The organism is Pectinatus sottacetonis, assembly GCF_015732155.1.
GTDB lineage: Bacteria > Bacillota > Negativicutes > Selenomonadales > Selenomonadaceae > Pectinatus > Pectinatus sottacetonis.
Genome location: NZ_WIQK01000001.1, coordinates 1,631,329 through 1,650,348, shown reverse-complemented (window position 1 = coordinate 1,650,348; position 19,020 = coordinate 1,631,329). Strand labels below are relative to the sequence as shown.

Here is a 19,020-nt window from a genome sequence, read left to right as displayed (position 1 = left end):
TAAAAAATTTACACAATTACACATTTTAAAAATCAACAAATGTATTTATTCCACTGTCTGTTCTAGTCATAGGCTCAACAAATCCTTTGCTAATATTGACAATTATCACCTGTGGTTTATTTTGTTCAATGGCATTACTAAATACTTCGATAAAATCGTCCATACTATATACATTATATGCTGTAATCCCAAAACTTTTCGCATATTTAGCATAGTCCATCTTATATGCAAATTCACTGGAAAAATATTTCTCTCCATAGAACACTTTTTGCAGCTGACGAATCATCCCTAATGATTCATTATTTATAATAACAGAAATTATCGGCAGATTTAACGCCGCCATTGTATAATATTCACTACCAGTCATTTTTATACTGCCATCACCTGCAATGTGAACAACTCTTCGCTTATTTTTATAATAAAGTTGTACTCCTATGGATGCCGGAAGCCCAAACCCCATAGTTCCAAGTCCGCCGGAAGTAAACCATGTCCGCGGTTTATATCTTTTTATATGCTGGGCTGCCCACATCTGATGCTGCCCCACATCAGTAACAACAGCAAAATCTGCATTTTTTTTATTTATGGTCTGCGAAATATAGTGCATTACATTGGGAACATCATAGCTGCCATCATAATTATACATATATTTTTTCTGCCAATTTTTCAGCATTGTCCACCATGTTTTTACATTATTTACCGGTGTTCTCTGCATCAACAGCTGAAGAATCGTCTTCATGTTTCCGGCCAATCCAATGCTGCTGTGTACATTTTTATCTATCTCTGCCGGATCAATATCTATATGGATAAAACTTTTATTATGAACATATTTATCCAAATTTCCCGTTTGGCGGTCGCCAAACCTGCTGCCAGCTGCTATGATCAAATCAGCTTCTGCTACTGCATTATTAGCTGCTTTACGTCCATGCAATCCGGCAAATCCCATATATAGCGGATGATTATTAGGAAATACCCCTATCCCCATCAGAGTAGATACAACCGGCAGATCATATTTTTCTGCAAAACTTATCAGTTCTTCCTGTGCCTGTCCTAAAATCACACCACCGCCAGCAATAACTATTGGTCTTTCAGCCTGCATTATTTTATCAATTGCTTCTGCCGCATATATCAAAAAATCAGCATCCGGCCTTTTATCTATTTTTTTTTCAACTTTTTTTTCCTTATACTTTACATCTGCATAAAAAAAATCTTTGGGAATATCTATTAATACTGGCCCTTCCCGACCACTTGAAGCTATTTCAAATGCCTCTTGAACTGCTGGCAGTAAATCTTCTGCTCTATCCAGCTTAAAACTGTATTTCGTAATTGGCATAGTTATACCAAAAATATCCGTTTCCTGAAATGAATCCCGCCCCAATAATGTACTAGGTACTTGTCCTGTTATAACCACCATCGGCACCGAATCCATAAAAGCCGTAGCTATACCAGTAACAAGATTAGTCGCCCCTGGACCTGACGTTGCTATGCAGACTCCCGGCTTGCCACTGGCACGGGCATACCCGTCAGCAGCATGTGCCGCTGACTGTTCATGTGTAGTTAATACAAAATTGATATCTTTTTCTTTCCGCAGTGCCTCAAAAAGTGGTAGAATCATTCCACCGGGATAACCAAATATCGTATCTACATCATGTGCCTTCAAACATTTTACAACTGCTTCTGATCCTCTCATTTTATCTACTCCAATAACATATCAAATCACACTTTTCCCATAAAATTCTTTTTTTTCTGCATAATTATTAATAGTTTTTTCTCCCCGTTCCATTGCTATCTGCCCTGTTCTTATTATTTCCAGTATTCCATATGGGGCAAGCAACCTTGTAAATGCCTCCACTTTTTCATCCTGTCCTGTTATTTCAAAAATAAGTGTCGTTGTCTGTACATCGACAGCATGTGCCCTAAACAATTCTGCAATTTTTAATACATCTAATCTATTATCATCATCAGTTCTTACCTTTACTAATGTCATTCCTCTGTATACTGCATCTTTAGGGTTATGCAGCTGTACTGCTGTAACATCGGGAATCTTACCAATCTGCTTTATCATTTGGTCAACTATATATGCCTCACCTTTAAAAAAAATAGTAATACGTGAATATTCAGGCGGCTGTGTTACTCCCACTGACAAGCTATCAATATTAAACGAGCGGCGGGAAATCATTCCCACTACACGCAATAAAACCCCTGGTTTATTATTCACCAAAACAGAAAGGGCATGTTTCATAAATAAATCACCTCTTCATAGCTGGATTTTCCAGCAAAAAAATCTGCTTTTCCATAATATTAAAAAATTATATAATTTTTTTGCTGCCGTCTGCTCAATGAATATTCTGATTTGTATGCATATTGATATAAAGTAACACTTTCGATTTATTCATATGCAACATTTTTCATCATTAGCAGTCTGTTTAATATATGATTTTACAATAATATCAAAAAAAAATCTACATAATAATAAATTTATATGTTTTTTTGCGTTAATAAACAGGGTCCAGCAAAGAAAATTATATTACTGTACCCTGTTTGAAAAATGTTCAAGTTTTTTTACTTTTTCGCCAAAACAAACACTGTTCCAACAATTAATATACTACCACATATTTCAGGAATACCAAATGCCACATTCATAAAAACTACGGATAAAACGACCGACACCAATGGCTCTATTGATGCCATTGCCCCCACTTCAGTAGGATACAAATACTTCGTACTTTCAATATAAGTCCAAAAAGACAAAACTGTCCCGAAAATTACAACAAATAACAATGCCACTATTGAATATAAATCTAAAGTACCAGTAAAATCAAAAGGGGATTTAAACAATGATAATATTACCCCGCCAGTAAACATTCCCCAGCCCACAATCAGTGATGAATGATAGCATCTCAGCATTTTTCTTGGCTGCAATGTATAGAAGGCTGCCGCCAGTGCCGATATCAATCCCCAAATTAATGCCGGCAGAGAAATTGCCAGTGTATTAAGCTGTCCTTTTGTAACAAGCAGAAACGTTCCAGAAATCGCCATAAAAAGACAAATTCCTTCTTTTACCATAGGCCCGCGCTTTTCAGCAGCCAGCATATATACCAAGACAAATGCTGGCATAAGATACTGCAAAATAGTTGCTGTTGCTGCATTACTGTTTAAAATAGTTAAAATATAGGTAAGCTGCGTTCCAAGCATCCCCAACATACTAAAAGCGATAATATCCTTCGCACTTGAGCGATTCCATATAGATAATAATCGGCTTCTATAGCAAACTTTATCCATTACTAGCAAGATAATTCCAGCCCCTGTAAGCCTGATGCAAGTCAGCCACTGGGCGTTAAACATTTTATCATGCAGCAAGTACTGTACCACAACACCTGATGCTCCCCAAAAACTAGTTCCTGCAATAATCAGCAAAAAACCTTTTAAGCGGTTATTCATTAAATATTAATGCTCCTCAATATACAAAATAATAATAATATTAAAGCATTCTTTTATTTAATGCAATAGCCGCTGCTTATTTCTTGTTTATTGCAATTGCCATCAGTATAACTGTTTTGCTATACAACAAACTCCTTCTGCATAATTAACTATCCAACGGTTTTAAAACCGAACTCAAAAATGCCTGTGTTCTTTTATTTTCAGGTGCTGTAAAAAGTTTTTCTGGGCGGTCTTCTTCTACAATATGTCCGTCAGCCATAAAAATAACCCTATTAGCAACCTCTCTGGCAAAATTCATTTCATGTGTGACAACAACCATCGTCATTCCTGAATCAGCCAAAGATCGCATTACCTTAAGCACTTCTCCCACCATTTCAGGATCAAGTGCTATAGTAATCATATTATGCTAATGAATAAAAATGAAGATATTATATAGTTGAAATATATTCAATATCTGCATAATTCTTTAAAATTTTTGAATTGAAATTACGCAAAGGTTTGTTATTTATACAATACCAATAAATTTCACTACCAATTTGATAAATATGATTGTAATTTTAAGTTACTTTGTCTATACTTAAATTGGTTCAACATTTGCTACACTTCTTTGGGCTTAGATACTTAGAAGGATAGTCTGTTGAACCTTTTTTGTAAAGTTAATTATTACCAGCTAGCACAATGCGAAAAATAATAAAAAAATATATGAAATTTTTACTCCATGCTAAAAAAGGATAGCCCAGTATATTTTTCAACGACAGCATTATGTTTATATTATCTATTATTACAGCACAGTCATAATAATACCATGAATATTTTGACATATTTAATGAAAGGATGACACTCAATGGAACCCATAAAAAAATTATTTACTGACCTGTTTATCTTAAGTGAAGACCGTGCTGATATTCCCGAAATAACCCAGCGAATAAATAGTGGCAGCACAATAAAAGGGACTAATATGTGCATACTTATTCTAGCTATTTTTATTGCCTCTATTGGTCTCAATATGAATAGCACTGCCGTTGTGATTGGGGCTATGCTTATATCGCCCTTAATGGGCGTTATAATGGGTATAGGTTATGGCATGGCCTCGTACGACACAAACTATGTTAAGAAATCTTTTTTTAAACTTATGTTTCAGGTATCATTATCAGTCCTTGCATCTGCTATATATTTTCAGCTTTCTCCTATATCAACAGCGTCTTCCGAATTACTAGCCCGCACTGAACCTACCATATGGGATGTATTAATTGCTATATTTGGCGGTCTTGCCGGTATTATTGGAATAACCCGCAAAGAAAAAAGCAACGTGATTCCTGGTGTTGCCATTGCTACAGCTCTCATGCCTCCATTATGCACAGCCGGTTATGGATTATCTATACATTCAGCAAAATTTTTTCTGGGGGCATTATATCTTTTTTTCATCAATAGCTTTTTTATCTGCCTGGCTAGTTTTATCTTTTTAAAAATGATACGTATTCCCAGCAAAGCTTATATTTCGCGGCGAATATTTAACCGTCAGCGTACATATCTGGTAATAATAGGAATTTTAACTATAATTCCCAGTATATATATGGCCTATAAAAGTGTAAAACTTAATTTGGAAACTACTGAAATGAAAACATATATAGCAGATAATTTCATCTTTGACAACTCGCAGGTAATATCTTACAAAATGCTTCCAAATGACAAACTCCTGGAAATTATTTTAATAGGACAACCTTTACAAGAACATGAAATTGCCTCTTTAACTACATCGTTAAAAAAATATAACCAATTACGCGATTTTCGCTTAAAAATCATTCAAAACAATTATTCACGCGCTATAAGCAAAGATGATGTCCAGAGCCTTATTGAAAATAAGCTTAATGAATCAAACAACAATAACCTGCTTTCAACTAAAGAAGCTGAACTAAAAAAATATAAAACTCTCAGTGTTTCCTATTATCCCGCTTATCTTCGGCTCAATGATGATAAAAAGCTCCTTACTTCTCTAAACAAAAGTGCCAGCATCCTATTTCCCCAAGTAGAAAATATTGAAGGTGCTTCTATTTCTTCTACAGACGATAAAGGCAATATAGTATTTAAAAAATTTTTTGTTATTGTTTTCGTAAAAGAAGCAATGCAGCCAAAGGATGCCGCAAAACTGCAAAAGTGGATAACAGCCGAAGCCAATATGCCTGTAATGATGAACTTACAGCTGTCCAACGCCCCCCAAGATAATATCATTTCCGGCAATGGAATCAATTGGTAATATGATATTATTTTTTAATGATTTGACAAATTTACTTTATCGGCATAAAATAGCATATATAAAATAAATATTTTTACAAGGGAGCCTATGTTATAGGCTGAGAAAGGGCTGTAAGCACCTGACCTTTGACCTGATCGGGATAATGCCTGCGTAGGAAGTATTGGTAATAGAAGTTTACGTCTATCCTGATCAGGATAGACGTTTTTTTATTTTAAGGAGTTGATGTTTTGCAAGTAATTGTAAATGGGGAAAAAACTGTCGTTCCTGCAAAAACAACTTTGCAAGAACTAATGGAACAGAAAAATATGACTGCCGGCCATGCTGTGGCAGAGCTCAACGAGCAGATCACAAACAAACATGCTTGGCCTGATATTTTTCTTAGCGAAAATGACTCAATAGAAATAATCACTTTTGTAGGAGGCGGTTCCAAATGATAAAAAGTAATACTAATGACAATTTACAAATTAATGGTAAAATTTTAAAAAGCCGGTTTTTTATTGGTACAGGTAAATTTTCTAACAACCGAAATATGCCTGATGTCATCCATGCCGCAAATGCATCTGTAGTAACAGTAGCATTGCGGCGTGCCAATCAAGGTTCCCATGAAGAAAACATTCTCGATTATATTCCTGATGATGTAATACTTATGCCCAATACATCAGGTGCACGCACCGCCGATGAAGCTATACGTATTGCCCATTTATCTAAAGCTATGGGCTGTGGCAGCTGGATAAAAATAGAAGTAATATCCGATAACAGATATTTACTGCCTGACAATATGGAAACTTTAAAAGCTTCTGAAACTCTTGTAAAAGAAGGGTTCACTGTACTTCCCTATATCAGCCCTGACTTAATGACAGCAAAACGCCTTTGCGACACTGGAGTTGCTGCTGTAATGCCTTTTGCTGCCCCTATTGGTTCTAACAGAGGCCTGCGTACAAAAGAATTGGTTCAAATATTAATCGATGAAATTGACCTGCCTGTAGTTGTTGATGCTGGTATAGGCAAACCTTCAGAAGCTGCTGAATGTATGGAAATGGGTGCTGCAGCTGTACTTGTCAATACAGCAGTAGCCACTGCCAAAGATCCTTTGAAAATGGCTCAAGCCTTTTCTAAAGCTGTCGATGCCGGACGGACAGCTTATCTGGCTGGAATAGGCCGCGTACTGGGAACAATCAGTGCCAGTGCTTCCTCTCCACTTACCGGTTTTTTACATAAGGAGGAAGCATAATTGACCACCGCATCTTTTTTAGAAGAAAAACAAAAATATACTCAGCTTGATTTCAAAAGCTTTTTTGCGGGAATAACATCTACTGATGTATTACGTGTTTTGAATACGCCGCATTTAACTCGTATGGATTTTCTAACTTTACTGGCACCTGCTGCTCAAAAACATTTGGAAGCAATGGCTCGACGTTCACGTGAGGAAACAATAAAAAACTTTGGCTATACAATGCAACTGTTTACTCCCATGTATATAGCTGATTATTGTGATAATCTTTGTGTTTACTGCGGTTTTAACCATAATAATAACATCAACCGTCGCTGTCTAAATATGGAGGAAATAAAAAAAGAGGCCGCCGCCATATCACAAACAGGCTTAAAAAACATTCTTGTTCTCACTGGTGAATCAAAAAAATACAGCCCTGTTAATTATATTTTATCTGCTGTTAAAGTTTTGCGTGAATATTTCGATAGTGTTTCCATTGAAGTATACTCCTTTTCCCTTGAAGATTACATACGTGCTGTAAAAGCGGGTGTCGACGGAATGACTATGTTCCAGGAATGTTATAATAAGGATATTTACAAAACACTTCATCCAGGCGGTCCCAAAGCAAATTATGAATACCGGCTTGACGCACCTGAACGAGCCTGTAAAGCCGGGATGAGAAATGTGAATGTCGGTGCATTGCTTGGTCTTAATGAATGGCGGGAGGAAGCCTTTTTCACTGGCGTCCATGCTGATTATCTGCAACATAAATATAAAGAAGTCGAAATTGCCATATCTACTCCCAGAATAAGGCCCTGCTCTGCCGGCTATGCTCCTAAATCAATAGTTAATGACATTGATCTTGTTCAATATATAACTGCGCTAAGAATCTTTATGCCACGTGCCGGAATAACCTTATCAACACGGGAAAAACCAGACATGCGTAATCATTTAGTAAAAATAGGCATAACTAAAATATCCGGTGGTGTAACGGTTGCTGTCGGCGGACATACCAAGGGCGATGACGGTGGTCAATTCGAAATATCCGACCAGCGTTCAATCGGGCAAATGGCACAAATGCTCTACAACGAAGGATACCAACCTGTTTATAAAGATTGGCAGACTCTCATATAATAAATAAAAATATTTGCAGGAATATTTCACCTATGCACGAATTTGTTAAATGATATACAAAATATCATTTAATTATTGTAAATATAATCGCATAGGAGGATATTTATGAATTTACGAGCAGGTATGGACTCTTTTTTCAATACAGGCATTTATGGAATAACTGCTGAAAATATATCAAACGCACGGGATAATATTGAGGTAGTCCGTGATATGCTTGACGGCGGCATAAAATTTATCCAATACCGTGAAAAAGAAAAGGATGCTCTTTCTCGTTATGAAGAATGTCTTATTTTGCGTGATATGATAAAACAATCCGGCGGTACTTTCATTATTGATGATTTTATTGATTTGGCAATGGCTGTTGATGCCGACGGTGTACACATAGGTCAAACAGATTTACCTCCGCATATTGTAAGAAAAATCCTTGGTAACGAAAAAATAATTGGGTTATCTACTCATAGTCCTGAACAGCTGGATCGTGCCAACGAACTAAAAAAATATATTGATTACGTCGGTATAGGTCCTATTCATGCTACTGCTACGAAAAAAAATGCTCAACCAGTCGGCCTCAAATATCTCGATTATGCTGTAAAAAATGCCCAGCTGCCTTTCGTAGCAATTGGTGGTATAAACGAAAACAATATTGATGAAATTGTTCAGTCCGGTGCTAAAACAATTGCTGTAGTAAGCGATATTGTAAGTGCCGCTGATATAACAGCTAAAGTTGAAACCTTACGGGATAAGGTATTTAGCCATTAATATTTCTACGATTATTTTTTAAATAAATAAATTTATAAAAAGACTGTCCAGATGATATTTATTTGATTATATCACCTGGACAGCCCTTTTATTTTACCCTATCTTAAAAATCTTTTAACTGCGCTCTACTATTAAAAAAACTGCGATAAGCCCAATAGCTGGCAGTAAAACCAGATATTGTAACAGCACCTGTCAACATAAACGCCACCATTATTTGATACTTTATTGCTGTTTCCGGTGCAACTCCTGCCAAAATAAGACCTGTCATCATGCCTGGCAGCTGTACTATTCCCAATGTTTTCATCGAATCAATAGTAGGAACCATCGCCGTTTTTATACTGTTTCTTATTAAACTTCTGGCTGCTTCACGCGGCTTAGCTCCCATACATAATTTAACTTCTACCTCATCACGCCTGTCCGTGAAATTTGTTAAAAGATTTCTGTACAATACCCCTAATGCCACCATTGAATTTCCCACAACCATGCCGCTTATGGGAATAGCCTGGCTAGGTACATACGAGATTGCCCCAAATGCAATCAAAATTCCCAGAGTTATTACCAATGCCAGCAAAATTGAGATAAAAGAAATCATTTTTACCCGTTCAATCCCCTCACCTCTTTGTGCAGCAACTACGGTAGCATTATAAACCATGATAAGCAATATCAACCCTGTAACAAAAACATTATCCAGGCCAAATATAAATTTAAGCGCCAGCCCAATAATAATCAATTGAACCACAGCCCTTATGCTGCCGATTATTATGTCTCTTCCTAAATCTAATTTCTCCCGATAGGAAATTATCAATGCTATTGCTGGTAAAATATATGTCAGTATCAATGCCCAATTATCCATTAATTTGTTCCTCCCGGGAAAAATATTTATCAGCCGAATCACAAAATTCTACTTCCCCATTTTTTATATAAATAACCTTTTGTGACAGCCGTTTTAATTGTCCTGGATTATGAGTCACAAATATGACTGTTATGCCTAAAGTCTGATTTAAATTTTTTATAAAATTTTCTAATATCATAGTATTATTTTCATCTAAAGCAGCTGTTATTTCGTCAAGCAATACTACCTGGGGTTTTATTAAAAGTGACCTTATTAAAGCTATCCTTTGCTGTTCTCCCCCTGACATTTCACTGCGCTTTTTATTTAAAAAATCTGGTGTCAAATTTAATTTTTCCATAAATTTCAGAATCTCGGTCTTATCTGGTTTCAAATTCCGCAAATTATACGCATATACTAAATTATCCTCTACTGTTCCTGCGAAAATATATGGTTTTTGTAAAACATAGCCTACCTGGCTGCGCAATTCCATCGGATCATATTCCATAATATTCTTATCTTTATACAGAATAGTCCCCTCTGTCGGACTTTCTAATAAATTCATCAACCGCAGTAAAGATGATTTACCCGACCCAGACGGTCCTGCTATCCCTACAATAGAGCCTGGTTCAATCGCCAGTGAAATATCTCGTAAAATAACATGTTCTTTTTTTATAAGTCCTACATGCTCAAACCGCATAATTTTCATATCATTGCTCCCACTCGATTACCTGCTGCAAATATTTTCCAGTGACTATATTCAAGAAATTAATCCTTAATAAAATACAATCATTAGCATTATATCATCTATGTACCATAAGAAAAACATAAAAAAATACTTTAAAAGCCAACTATAACAATTATAACGGGAAACCAGTTTCTCACAGTAAATTTGCCAGACTAGCTTTCATCACTCATCTAAGGAATAAAAAAGTCCTCACAGATCATGTTATTTGTTATCTGCATTACATTCTGCTAAATTCAATAGAAACAAAATTTTTTCTATATGCTCAGGTTACAGAATTATAAAAAAAATCGCCATCAAAAAAATTTCTGCCTATTTTCAGTTTATCTGTATACTGCCACATATATCCCCGCAAATCATCTGTATTTCCCCACTGGGCATTCCATATGGGACACTGCAGAGACTGCCAGTCTATATAATTGCACAGCCAATAATAAGATGCATATACCCCGCAATCCACCCCCATATTCTTCACAAACACGTGACACATTTCCGTAATATGGTTTTTATTAAAAACAAAATTATGCCTGGCTTTCCAGCCATCAGCATCTTCCATATCATAAAATACTGGTAACTCCAACGACAGCCCGCTGTCTTTTATCGTTTTACAACAATTTTGAACTTCTTCCAAAGCCTGCTGCGCATCTAGCGCATAAGAATAATGATATGCCCCTACTTTTAATCCAGCAGCATGTGCCTTATCTACATTAGAGACAAATAAATCATCTTGTTCAAATCGTCCCATACTGCAGCGTACAATAGCGAATTTTATTCCCGCTGCTGCAACTGCCAGCCAGTCAATACTACCATTATTCTCACTTATCTGAACCTCCCACGACTAAAGTCGCAGGGTTCCTGCTTCACAGATAGTTGCGCAAAATTCACGTCTTACATTATCTCCACAGGCTATCCCCGTAGTTCCTACGGTTCTTATATATGTTATTACGCTGTTATCTTTAATATTCTTAGTCCTTCATTGCGAATGTTTATGGCGGCATTTATATCTCTGTCATGCTGGGCTTTACAGTTAGGACATTCCCACTGTCTTATAGTAAGGTCTTTTATTTCTTTGTTCCGGTAACCACAATTATGGCACAGCTGGCTTGATGGATAGAATTTGTCTATTTGTACTATTTCTTTGCCATACCACTGAGCTTTATATTTTAGCTGACGCGTAAATTCTGACCAGCTGGCATCTATAATACTGCGAGCTAGTTTGTGGTTTTTCAGCATGTTATTTACTTGCAAATCCTCTAAGCAGATAACATCGTAATTTTCTATAAGTCTATGAGATAGTTTATGCAGCATATCTTTTCGCTGATTTGCAATACGTGCCTGCAGCCTTGCCACTTTGATTCTTGCTTTGTTCCTGTTTGAGCTGTCCTTTGTTTTTCGGGATGAGTTTCTTTGCAGTTTTGCAAGTTTATTTAATGACTGCTCGAGGTATTTGTGATGGGGTTCTTTATCGCCATCGGAGGTAATTGCAAATTCTTTTAAGCCAAGATCGATACCAACATAGTTGTCAGTACGATTAAAAACAGGTTTTTCTATTTCTGTACAACATAGAGATACAAAGTATTTACCATCGGGTGTTTGCGATATTACAGCATTTAAGATTCTGCCCTGTGGTATTTGTTTATCTCTTATTTTTACCTTACCCAGCTTAGGCAGCTTTATCTTTGTGCCTAAAAACTCAATATTACCATTGGTAAAGTTTGTCTTGTAAGATTTATGCCTGTTCTTTTTGGACTTGAATTTAGGAAAGCCAACATTTTTACGTTTAAAGAAATTCTGATAGGCAGTATCGAGGTCTTTTAACGAATTTTGCAAAGAACATTTATCCGGCTCTTTTAGCCAGATGTTTTCTTTCTTCAATTGCGTTAAATTTCTTGAACACTTAGAATATGTAAGTGTTGTATTATCGTCCTTATATGCTTTAATTCGCATATTGAGATAATAATTATAAACATATCTTACACAACCAAATGTTTTTTGTATCAGTATTTCTTGTGTTTTGTTGGGATATATCCTAAATTTGAAGGCTTTTTCCATTAATTACTCACTTTTCTTTTTGCTTTAAAATGTATTCTCGAACTTGCTTTTCTGTATTCTCTGAAACTGTAGCTATAAAATAACTTGGATTCCAGAGATGTTCACCCCACAATTTTGGTTTTAAAAAATTCCCATGTTTTTTCATTAAAAGCCTTGCAGAAACACCTTTCAGAGCTTTTATGATATTGGGAATATAATGTTGAGGAGTACAGTTAACAAGCAAATGGATATGATCTTCATCTGTGTTTGCTTCAAGAATTTGGAAATTGTTGTCTTTTGCTATCTTATCTATAATTTCCATAAGACTTGTTTCTATTTCTTGCGTTAATACTTTTCTACGGTATTTCACACACCAAACAATATGATATTGTAACGAAAAAGCATATCCTCTACCATATGTTACTTTCATATGATCACCTCTCATATAATAATAACATATGTATTTTATTAAAGCAATTATTAATAAGTAATTAATGGCATTTTATTAATAACATATGTAAGAACCGTAAGTTCTTTTTTAGTCGTATTGGGGAGGTGTCGTTCACACGGGCTTGTTACTTCCCATGCGGTTCTCTTATGAACTCCTTTATGTTTCCATAAAGCACAGACTATATCTTGTCCTTCGGCATTATCCGTTAAGGTCTGCCCACTTCCAGCCGCTTGGCTGTACTTCCCTCAAGAGGAATAGTCGTTGGGGATTCTCCTGTTCGGAGCTTTCCTGCTGATTGTCCATTTTCTTAGTGTTTAGGGTTTAACCTTGCACCATACAGCATATTTTTTCTACTTTCGTTGCCGTCACGTTTGAGCTTATTTCATCTTAGCGTTGTGGCCATACTGTCTTTAGGAGTTTCCAGCATTTCAGGCAGTATTGTATTGGTCTTTGCCAATCTCTATATGCATATTTCTATACATACTGACTAGTTTGGTCGCCTAACTCTGACTGAAGTCACGAGTGTGCGGCTCCCATTTAATCAATTCCTTTTATCATAATCATCCCTCATAAATATAAAATTTTCATTTATATAATTAATGGAAATTTCTGAATTAATAAACCAACTTGTATTACCAACAAATTTTATGCTAAATAAAGTCTGTGCAAATAAATATCCTATTTGCAAACATTCCCATTTATTTTCATATTGCCGCCACAGATAATTTTACTACTATTATTGTACTTTAACAATAATAACTATATAAGGTTAGCATAAACTGATATGGCAAATACCACTACAATTCTAGCTACCATTATATATGTTTTTTATAGAAACTTTATAGATTTAAACAATTTAATACTATGTGGAAAAAAATACTGAAATCAGTATAAATAAAATACTAATTCCAGTATAACAAAATGCCTACTATGTTATTTTATGACATCAACGCCCATGTATTTGCGAAGTACTTTTGGCACTAACACACTACCATCAGACTGCTGATAATTTTCCAGGATAGCTGCCACTGTTCTGCCTACTGCAAGCCCTGAACCATTTAATGTATGGACATATTCAGGCTTTGCCTTATTATCACGACGGAAACGAATATTAGCACGGCGAGCCTGATAATCTTCTACATTTGAGCAAGAAGAAATTTCCCTATACATATTACAGCTCGGCAGCCATACTTCAATATCATATGTTTTAGCCGCTGTAAATCCAATATCTCCACTGCATAAAGTTACTACATGATAAGGGATTTCCAGTAATTCCAAAATATGTGATGCATCTTTTACCATTTTTTCCAGTTCATCATATGAATCTTCTGGTTTAACAAACTTTATCAATTCCACTTTATTAAACTGATGCTGTCTAATAAGCCCCCTTGTATCACGTCCAGCCGACCCTGCTTCTTCTCTAAAACAAGCCGTATACACACAATATTTTTCTGGTAAATTATCACCATTCAGAATTTCATCCCGATGATAATTGGTAGCCGGAACTTCTGCCGTAGGAACAAGATAAAGGTCAACATCTTGTATTTTAAACATATCTTCAGCAAATTTAGGCAGTTGACCAGTTCCAATCATACTATCTTTATTAACAATATATGGTGCCAGCATTTCTTTATAACCATGCTGATCTGAATGAGTGTCCATCATAAAGTTAATCACCGCACGTTCTAGTCTTGCTCCCAGCCCTTTGTAAAATGTAAATCTTGACTGAGCTACCTTTGCTGCACGTTCAGAATCAAGAATATCAAGTGCCGCACCTATATCCCAATGGGGTTTTGGCTCAAACTCAAATTTGCGCGGCTGTCCCCAGCGACGAACTTCAGGGTTATCACTATCATCATTGCCAACAGGTACCGCTGGATTCAACATATTAGGGATATGAAGCAGTATATCCTTCAACTGCGCCTGTACCTCAGTTAACTGCTTATCCAGCTGACTTATTTTTTCACTGACAGTACGCATCTGTTTTACAATTTCATCAGTATTTTCTTCTCGTTTTTTCATTTCACTTATCTGTTTGGAAACACTGTTACGACGGCTTTTTAAACTTTCAGTTTCGCCAATTATCTGCCGTCGTTCTTTTTCCAATTCTTTAAAATTGTCAAGGTTCATTGGATTGTGGCGGTTTTTCAACATTTCCAGAACCTTTTCAGTATTATCCCTAACAAATTTAATATCAAGCATTATTATTAACCTGCCTTTTTATGTAAATAGTTTTTATCTATCTAAATTTTTCTGACACTGCATTATACGAAAACTTATACTCTTCAATTAAGAACGGATAAATCTCCGGCAGTAATAAAACATGGATATCACCGTTCCAGTAAAATTATTTTTTGTATATTGCAGATAATTGATTTTATGCTACAACCATATTTTATACGGGTTTATGCTTTATTTTATCATATTTATGGTGAAAAATGTACATTAATTTTACTATTGGCCGCAACTGGTGTATTTGGCACCGGACTTTGTCCATCACAAACACCGCTTCCTGAAATACCGATATCCAGTTTTAATTCCGCTAATTCGGCAGTTACTTCTCTTATTGTTTTTCCCCGCAGATCAGGCACCATTACCATTCCAGCTGGTAATTTACCAACTGGATAAGTACTTTTATGTTGTTTTTTTACCTGCATTTGCGCCTTAACTTCATCATCGTTTTTTACTGAAACAGATGGTTCTATATGACAATACCGAAATATTTTAGAAAAAATATCCTGTGCTATCGGGGCAGCAATCTGTCCACCATAATAATTTATTCTGCTTGGATCATCAATTATAACCAAAACCACAAACTGCGGATTTTCTACCGGAGCAAAACCGCAGAAAGAAGCAACATACCGTCCAGGCAGATATCCGCCATGTACAGTATCCACTTTCTGTGCCGTCCCTGTTTTCCCTGCAATGCGATAACCAGGAACGGCTGCTTTTTTTCCACCGCCTTCAGAAACAACTTTTTCCAGTAGAGAAACCAGAACTTTATCCGTCTGCCCGCTTATAGTTTGCCGTATCTGCTGTGGTTTAGTGGCCTCATATAAACTTCCATCAGGATTATATATATCTTTTATTATATGCGGATGCATCAATATTCCACCATTGGCAATAGCTGACATAGCAGTTACTATCTGCAGCGGTGTTACAGCAATCCCCTGTCCGATTGAAGTTGTAGCAACATTTATCGCTGTCATATGCTTAGGATCGAACAATATACCACGTTCTTCTCCCGGCAGTTCAATACCCGTTTTTTTACCAAAACCAAACTTTTTTGCATATCCTATAAGCTTATCCGCGCCAAGTTTTAAACCAATATGAACAAAACCCGTATTTATAGATTCCTCTATTATTTTAGTAAAAGTAACTGTGCCAAAACTGCCACCGCTCCAGTTTTGTATCCGCCGCCCATCAATCATTAAATAACCAGGATCAACAAAAATATCATTTGGTCTTACTACATTTTCCTGCAACGCTGCTGCTGCAACAACTGCTTTAAATGTTGATCCCGGCTCATAAACAAATGATACTGCTTTATTTTTCCAGTCCAGTGAAGAATACTTTGCAAAATTATTGGGATCATAGGACGGTCTTGATGCCATCGCCAGTACTTCTCCCGTTTTAGGATTCATTACTATAGCAGTTGCCGTTGCTGGTGCGTATTTTCCCATTGCCTTATCAAGTGCCTGTTCTGTAATGAACTGTATTGTACTATCTATAGTAAGATATACATTTTTACATTCATTTCCTTGTGGCATAACATCATTTAATACTGAACCTAAAATAGGTCGTGCCAACGTATCAGTAAATATAGATTTTTTTATTATTTGTCCCCTGATAACCTGATCCATTGACTGTTCTATACCATCTAGTCCTTTATCATCAGTACCTACAAATCCCAGAACATTAGCAGCAAGCATCTTATTAGGATAATATCTTTTACTTTCATCACGAAAACCCAGACATACACCATAAGATTTCTTTTTTATCAATGTCTTTACTGCTGCAGCCATAGATGGTTCCATTTGCCTTTTCAGCCATACAAAACCACCACCCAATGATATTTTTGCTAAAATTTCCTGTTGAGACATATTCAGCAACGGTGCTAAGTCTGCTGCAAGTTGCTCCGGATCTTTGACATGCTTAGGATCGACAAATAACGACTTAGTCATATTGCTTATTGCCATTTCACGCCCGTTTCTATCATAAATAGTACCACGTGGTAAATGAATGATATAATGTTCCCTTGCCTGATATTCCACTCTTGCTAAAAGTCCTGGATGCAGAACTGTCTGAACCCATGCATAGCGTAATGCCAAAACAACAAACGCCATAACCAGAACCATTACTATTATGATAATTCTTGACTGAGTTTTCTGTGGGCCTATATCATTTTTTTCCTTATTACTTGGCACCACCAGACCTCCTTTTGTTCATATCAAATTTCTCTTAATGATTCCATTTTGTCACACGGCAATAATCCAAGTTTTATTTATCAGGCCATGTAAATACATGTTCAATCGGTACTGGATAATCTTTATTCATTGGTTTAAATTGCCAACTGTTAATCGCAGCTATTGCCGCATCATCTATTGCTTCATTACCAGAAGATTTTTCTATATCAGCTTCTACTGTTCCATCAGCTTTTATTATATATATAACTGTTACAGTTATTGAATGTCCCTGCGACTGCAAAGCTGCGGGTAAAACAAATTTTTTACCCGCAATACGCTGCGGCTTTGCTGGTATATTAGATAGATCTATTCTATCCGCCAGGTTTACCCCTTTCAATGAAGCAATATGATATCTTCTCGGCCGTTTTTTCTTGGCAGCGACCTTGTTATTTCTTTCAGTTTCTGGCACAGACATCACTTTACTACTCTTATCTGCTTTCTCTTCCTGCGAATCATGCAGAGAATTTTTAGTCGGTACAGTTACAGCATCCTTATCTACCCCATTATCAAGCGCTGCATCAGTATTTTCTTCTCCTTCATCTGTTGATAAACTGTCATCGGGCACTTCGTCAGCAATAAACACTTCTTCCGGCGGTACCGGCAGATTTATTTTTCTAGAAGGGCTCCATATACTTATCTGATACATAATAAATATTAAAATAATTACATGCATAATAATTGAAATCGCAACAGCATACCACCATCGTCTTTTATCATTCACCGCTATATACCTCCCCAGCTTACAAATGAGCTACGAACTATAGCATTCGTTTTACTATGAAGTATATACTCATGAACGATATAGTAAAAACACACCGGCACATATAAGTGCTATTCCACCGACTTTATAAAATGTCATACTTTCTCCAAAATAAAAATATCCTACAAAAGCAGCGATAACATAGCCTATGCTTAAAAATGGATATGCATAACTAACCTCCGTACGTGATAAAACCATCAGCCATACAACAAAACTCAATATATAACATAAAAGTCCTAAATAAATATATACATTCGTTGCTGCTTTGAATATCATAGCCAGTATTGAAGAAACATCAACCTGTACTACTCCAATAAGTGACATTCCTTTTTTTAAAACCAATTGCGCAATGGCATTTAATAAAACACCTATTAAAATCAATATTAAATTCATAGATAAACCTTCTATTCATTATATTTCTAAATTTATCAGCAAAATAATCTCTGCTATCATAAAAATCATTTGTTAAAATATTCACTGCCCCGATACAACAGCAGCAATACTGTCAGCATTATCGAAAAAAAATATTCTCCCCAAGAATCAACAGTAAATAATTTTATCCCTATTTTCTTTTTATAATTTATTAATGGCACTTTGCCACATAAAAAATCTTCCACTATATGCAGCAATGCCCCAGTAAAAAAGAATAGTACAATAAGCATTACCGGCCAAAAGACAGGTGTTATTATCTTTAAATGTCTTAAAAGAAGGATAACTGTTATAATCAGTAGATATGGTACGGTCCAATGTGTCCATGTCCGATGGTTCTGCCGCCATTTCCAATATGCTTTTTTATTTTTCGGTGGTCTGCCTTCTAATCTATCAGGCAGCACACTTCCGGCAACACTATAAAGAGCAAGCAGTGGATCAGCCGTTACTGCATAAACTATTGCTCCCGTAACCAACATATGATTTACCCATTTCAAAGCATATCCTCCTTCTA

At 36.1% G+C, this 19,020-nt stretch carries 18 protein-coding genes, 1 pseudogene and 1 riboswitch; of the genes and pseudogenes, 5 read left to right on the top strand and 14 right to left on the bottom strand.

The features are described 5' to 3' along the window. Window positions 1-25 precede the first annotated feature (25 nt). The 4 genes and pseudogenes from ilvB to I6760_RS07680 form a co-directional block, all read right to left on the bottom strand. On the bottom strand, window positions 26-1,687 hold the full coding sequence (gene ilvB, locus I6760_RS07695; protein ID WP_196593896.1) for a biosynthetic-type acetolactate synthase large subunit: 1,662 nt from the start codon (window positions 1,685-1,687) through the stop codon (window positions 26-28). Window positions 1,688-1,708: 21 nt separating this feature from the next. Beyond that, window positions 1,709-2,239 (bottom strand): acetolactate synthase small subunit, encoded by a 531-nt coding sequence (gene ilvN / locus I6760_RS07690; protein WP_196593895.1) that lies wholly within the window; start codon window positions 2,237-2,239, stop codon window positions 1,709-1,711. A 320-nt stretch (window positions 2,240-2,559) separates the two neighbouring features. After that, window positions 2,560-3,438: a DMT family transporter gene (locus I6760_RS07685; RefSeq protein ID WP_196593894.1), complete on the bottom strand. Its 879-nt coding sequence runs from the start codon at window positions 3,436-3,438 to the stop codon at window positions 2,560-2,562. A 145-nt stretch (window positions 3,439-3,583) separates the two neighbouring features. Beyond that, window positions 3,584-3,832: pseudogene (locus tag I6760_RS07680) on the bottom strand (peptide ABC transporter ATP-binding protein); the annotation flags it as partial. Window positions 3,833-4,282: 450 nt separating this feature from the next. On the opposite strand from I6760_RS07680, the gene I6760_RS07675 reads away from it, so the two are divergent. The 5 genes from I6760_RS07675 to thiE all read left to right on the top strand — a co-directional run bounded on the left by I6760_RS07675 (window position 4,283) and on the right by thiE (window position 8,795). Next, complete coding sequence (locus I6760_RS07675) at window positions 4,283-5,692, top strand: DUF389 domain-containing protein (RefSeq protein ID WP_196593892.1); 1,410 nt, start codon at window positions 4,283-4,285, stop codon at window positions 5,690-5,692. Window positions 5,693-5,759: 67 nt separating this feature from the next. After that, a riboswitch (TPP riboswitch) is annotated at window positions 5,760-5,866 on the top strand. A gap of 53 nt (window positions 5,867-5,919) precedes the next feature. Continuing rightward, window positions 5,920-6,126: a sulfur carrier protein ThiS gene (thiS, locus tag I6760_RS07670; protein ID WP_196593891.1), complete on the top strand. Its 207-nt coding sequence runs from the start codon at window positions 5,920-5,922 to the stop codon at window positions 6,124-6,126. After that, the gene (locus I6760_RS07665) at window positions 6,123-6,923 is read left to right on the top strand and encodes a thiazole synthase (protein WP_196593890.1); all 801 of its coding nucleotides are present in this window, start codon (window positions 6,123-6,125) and stop codon (window positions 6,921-6,923) included. Before thiS ends, I6760_RS07665 begins: the two co-directional genes overlap by 4 nt. Further along, window positions 6,924-8,036, top strand: a complete 1,113-nt coding sequence (thiH, locus tag I6760_RS07660; protein ID WP_196593889.1) for a 2-iminoacetate synthase ThiH — start codon at window positions 6,924-6,926, stop codon at window positions 8,034-8,036. Between the two features lie 105 nt (window positions 8,037-8,141). Next, window positions 8,142-8,795 carry a thiamine phosphate synthase gene (gene thiE, locus I6760_RS07655; protein ID WP_196593888.1) on the top strand — a complete coding sequence of 218 codons (654 nt, stop codon included), beginning with the start codon at window positions 8,142-8,144 and terminating at the stop codon, window positions 8,793-8,795. A 103-nt stretch (window positions 8,796-8,898) separates the two neighbouring features. On the opposite strand, the gene I6760_RS07650 is transcribed toward thiE, so the two are convergent. The 10 genes from I6760_RS07650 to I6760_RS07605 all read right to left on the bottom strand — a co-directional run bounded on the left by I6760_RS07650 (window position 8,899) and on the right by I6760_RS07605 (window position 19,003). Next, window positions 8,899-9,648, bottom strand: a complete 750-nt coding sequence (locus I6760_RS07650) for an ABC transporter permease (RefSeq protein ID WP_196593887.1) — start codon at window positions 9,646-9,648, stop codon at window positions 8,899-8,901. After that, window positions 9,641-10,333 (bottom strand): ABC transporter ATP-binding protein, encoded by a 693-nt coding sequence (locus tag I6760_RS07645; RefSeq protein WP_196593886.1) that lies wholly within the window; start codon window positions 10,331-10,333, stop codon window positions 9,641-9,643. The genes I6760_RS07650 and I6760_RS07645 overlap by 8 nt, the downstream gene beginning before the upstream one ends. 301 nt (window positions 10,334-10,634) lie before the next feature. Beyond that, window positions 10,635-11,192: a GH25 family lysozyme gene (locus tag I6760_RS07640; protein ID WP_196594804.1), complete on the bottom strand. Its 558-nt coding sequence runs from the start codon at window positions 11,190-11,192 to the stop codon at window positions 10,635-10,637. Between the two features lie 119 nt (window positions 11,193-11,311). Then, on the bottom strand, window positions 11,312-12,421 hold the full coding sequence (gene tnpB / locus I6760_RS07635; protein ID WP_196593885.1) for an IS200/IS605 family element RNA-guided endonuclease TnpB: 1,110 nt from the start codon (window positions 12,419-12,421) through the stop codon (window positions 11,312-11,314). Between the two features lie 7 nt (window positions 12,422-12,428). Beyond that, the gene (gene tnpA, locus I6760_RS07630; protein ID WP_196593884.1) at window positions 12,429-12,830 is read right to left on the bottom strand and encodes an IS200/IS605 family transposase; all 402 of its coding nucleotides are present in this window, start codon (window positions 12,828-12,830) and stop codon (window positions 12,429-12,431) included. A gap of 954 nt (window positions 12,831-13,784) precedes the next feature. Continuing rightward, window positions 13,785-15,053 carry a serine--tRNA ligase gene (serS, locus tag I6760_RS07625; protein ID WP_196593883.1) on the bottom strand — a complete coding sequence of 423 codons (1,269 nt, stop codon included), beginning with the start codon at window positions 15,051-15,053 and terminating at the stop codon, window positions 13,785-13,787. 224 nt (window positions 15,054-15,277) lie between these two features. Next, on the bottom strand, window positions 15,278-17,209 hold the full coding sequence (locus I6760_RS07620; RefSeq protein WP_196594803.1) for a penicillin-binding protein: 1,932 nt from the start codon (window positions 17,207-17,209) through the stop codon (window positions 15,278-15,280). A gap of 142 nt (window positions 17,210-17,351) precedes the next feature. Further along, on the bottom strand, window positions 17,352-18,038 hold the full coding sequence (locus I6760_RS12940) for a TonB family protein (protein ID WP_196593882.1): 687 nt from the start codon (window positions 18,036-18,038) through the stop codon (window positions 17,352-17,354). A 69-nt stretch (window positions 18,039-18,107) separates the two neighbouring features. Further along, the gene (locus tag I6760_RS07610; RefSeq protein ID WP_196593881.1) at window positions 18,108-18,470 is read right to left on the bottom strand and encodes an EamA family transporter; all 363 of its coding nucleotides are present in this window, start codon (window positions 18,468-18,470) and stop codon (window positions 18,108-18,110) included. Window positions 18,471-18,535: 65 nt separating this feature from the next. Next, window positions 18,536-19,003: a metal-dependent hydrolase gene (locus tag I6760_RS07605; RefSeq protein WP_196593880.1), complete on the bottom strand. Its 468-nt coding sequence runs from the start codon at window positions 19,001-19,003 to the stop codon at window positions 18,536-18,538. Window positions 19,004-19,020 lie beyond the last annotated feature (17 nt).

Bases quoted from the DNA above. Each gene is read 5' to 3' on its own strand.
- I6760_RS07675 (WP_196593892.1), top strand. From the start codon at position 4,283: ATGGAACCCATAAAAAAATTATTTACTGACCTGTTTATCTTAAGTGAA.
- I6760_RS07685 (WP_196593894.1), bottom strand. From the start codon at position 3,438: ATGAATAACCGCTTAAAAGGTTTTTTGCTGATTATTGCAGGAACTAGT.
- I6760_RS07620 (WP_196594803.1), bottom strand. From the start codon at position 17,209: ATGGTTCTGGTTATGGCGTTTGTTGTTTTGGCATTACGCTATGCATGG.
- serS (WP_196593883.1), bottom strand. From the start codon at position 15,053: ATGCTTGATATTAAATTTGTTAGGGATAATACTGAAAAGGTTCTGGAA.
- thiE (WP_196593888.1), top strand. From the start codon at position 8,142: ATGAATTTACGAGCAGGTATGGACTCTTTTTTCAATACAGGCATTTAT.
- ilvB (WP_196593896.1), bottom strand. From the start codon at position 1,687: ATGAGAGGATCAGAAGCAGTTGTAAAATGTTTGAAGGCACATGATGTA.
- tnpB (WP_196593885.1), bottom strand. From the start codon at position 12,421: ATGGAAAAAGCCTTCAAATTTAGGATATATCCCAACAAAACACAAGAA.
- I6760_RS07650 (WP_196593887.1), bottom strand. From the start codon at position 9,648: ATGGATAATTGGGCATTGATACTGACATATATTTTACCAGCAATAGCA.
- ilvN (WP_196593895.1), bottom strand. From the start codon at position 2,239: ATGAAACATGCCCTTTCTGTTTTGGTGAATAATAAACCAGGGGTTTTA.
- I6760_RS07645 (WP_196593886.1), bottom strand. From the start codon at position 10,333: ATGAAAATTATGCGGTTTGAGCATGTAGGACTTATAAAAAAAGAACAT.
- tnpA (WP_196593884.1), bottom strand. From the start codon at position 12,830: ATGAAAGTAACATATGGTAGAGGATATGCTTTTTCGTTACAATATCAT.
- I6760_RS07610 (WP_196593881.1), bottom strand. From the start codon at position 18,470: ATGAATTTAATATTGATTTTAATAGGTGTTTTATTAAATGCCATTGCG.
- I6760_RS07665 (WP_196593890.1), top strand. From the start codon at position 6,123: ATGATAAAAAGTAATACTAATGACAATTTACAAATTAATGGTAAAATT.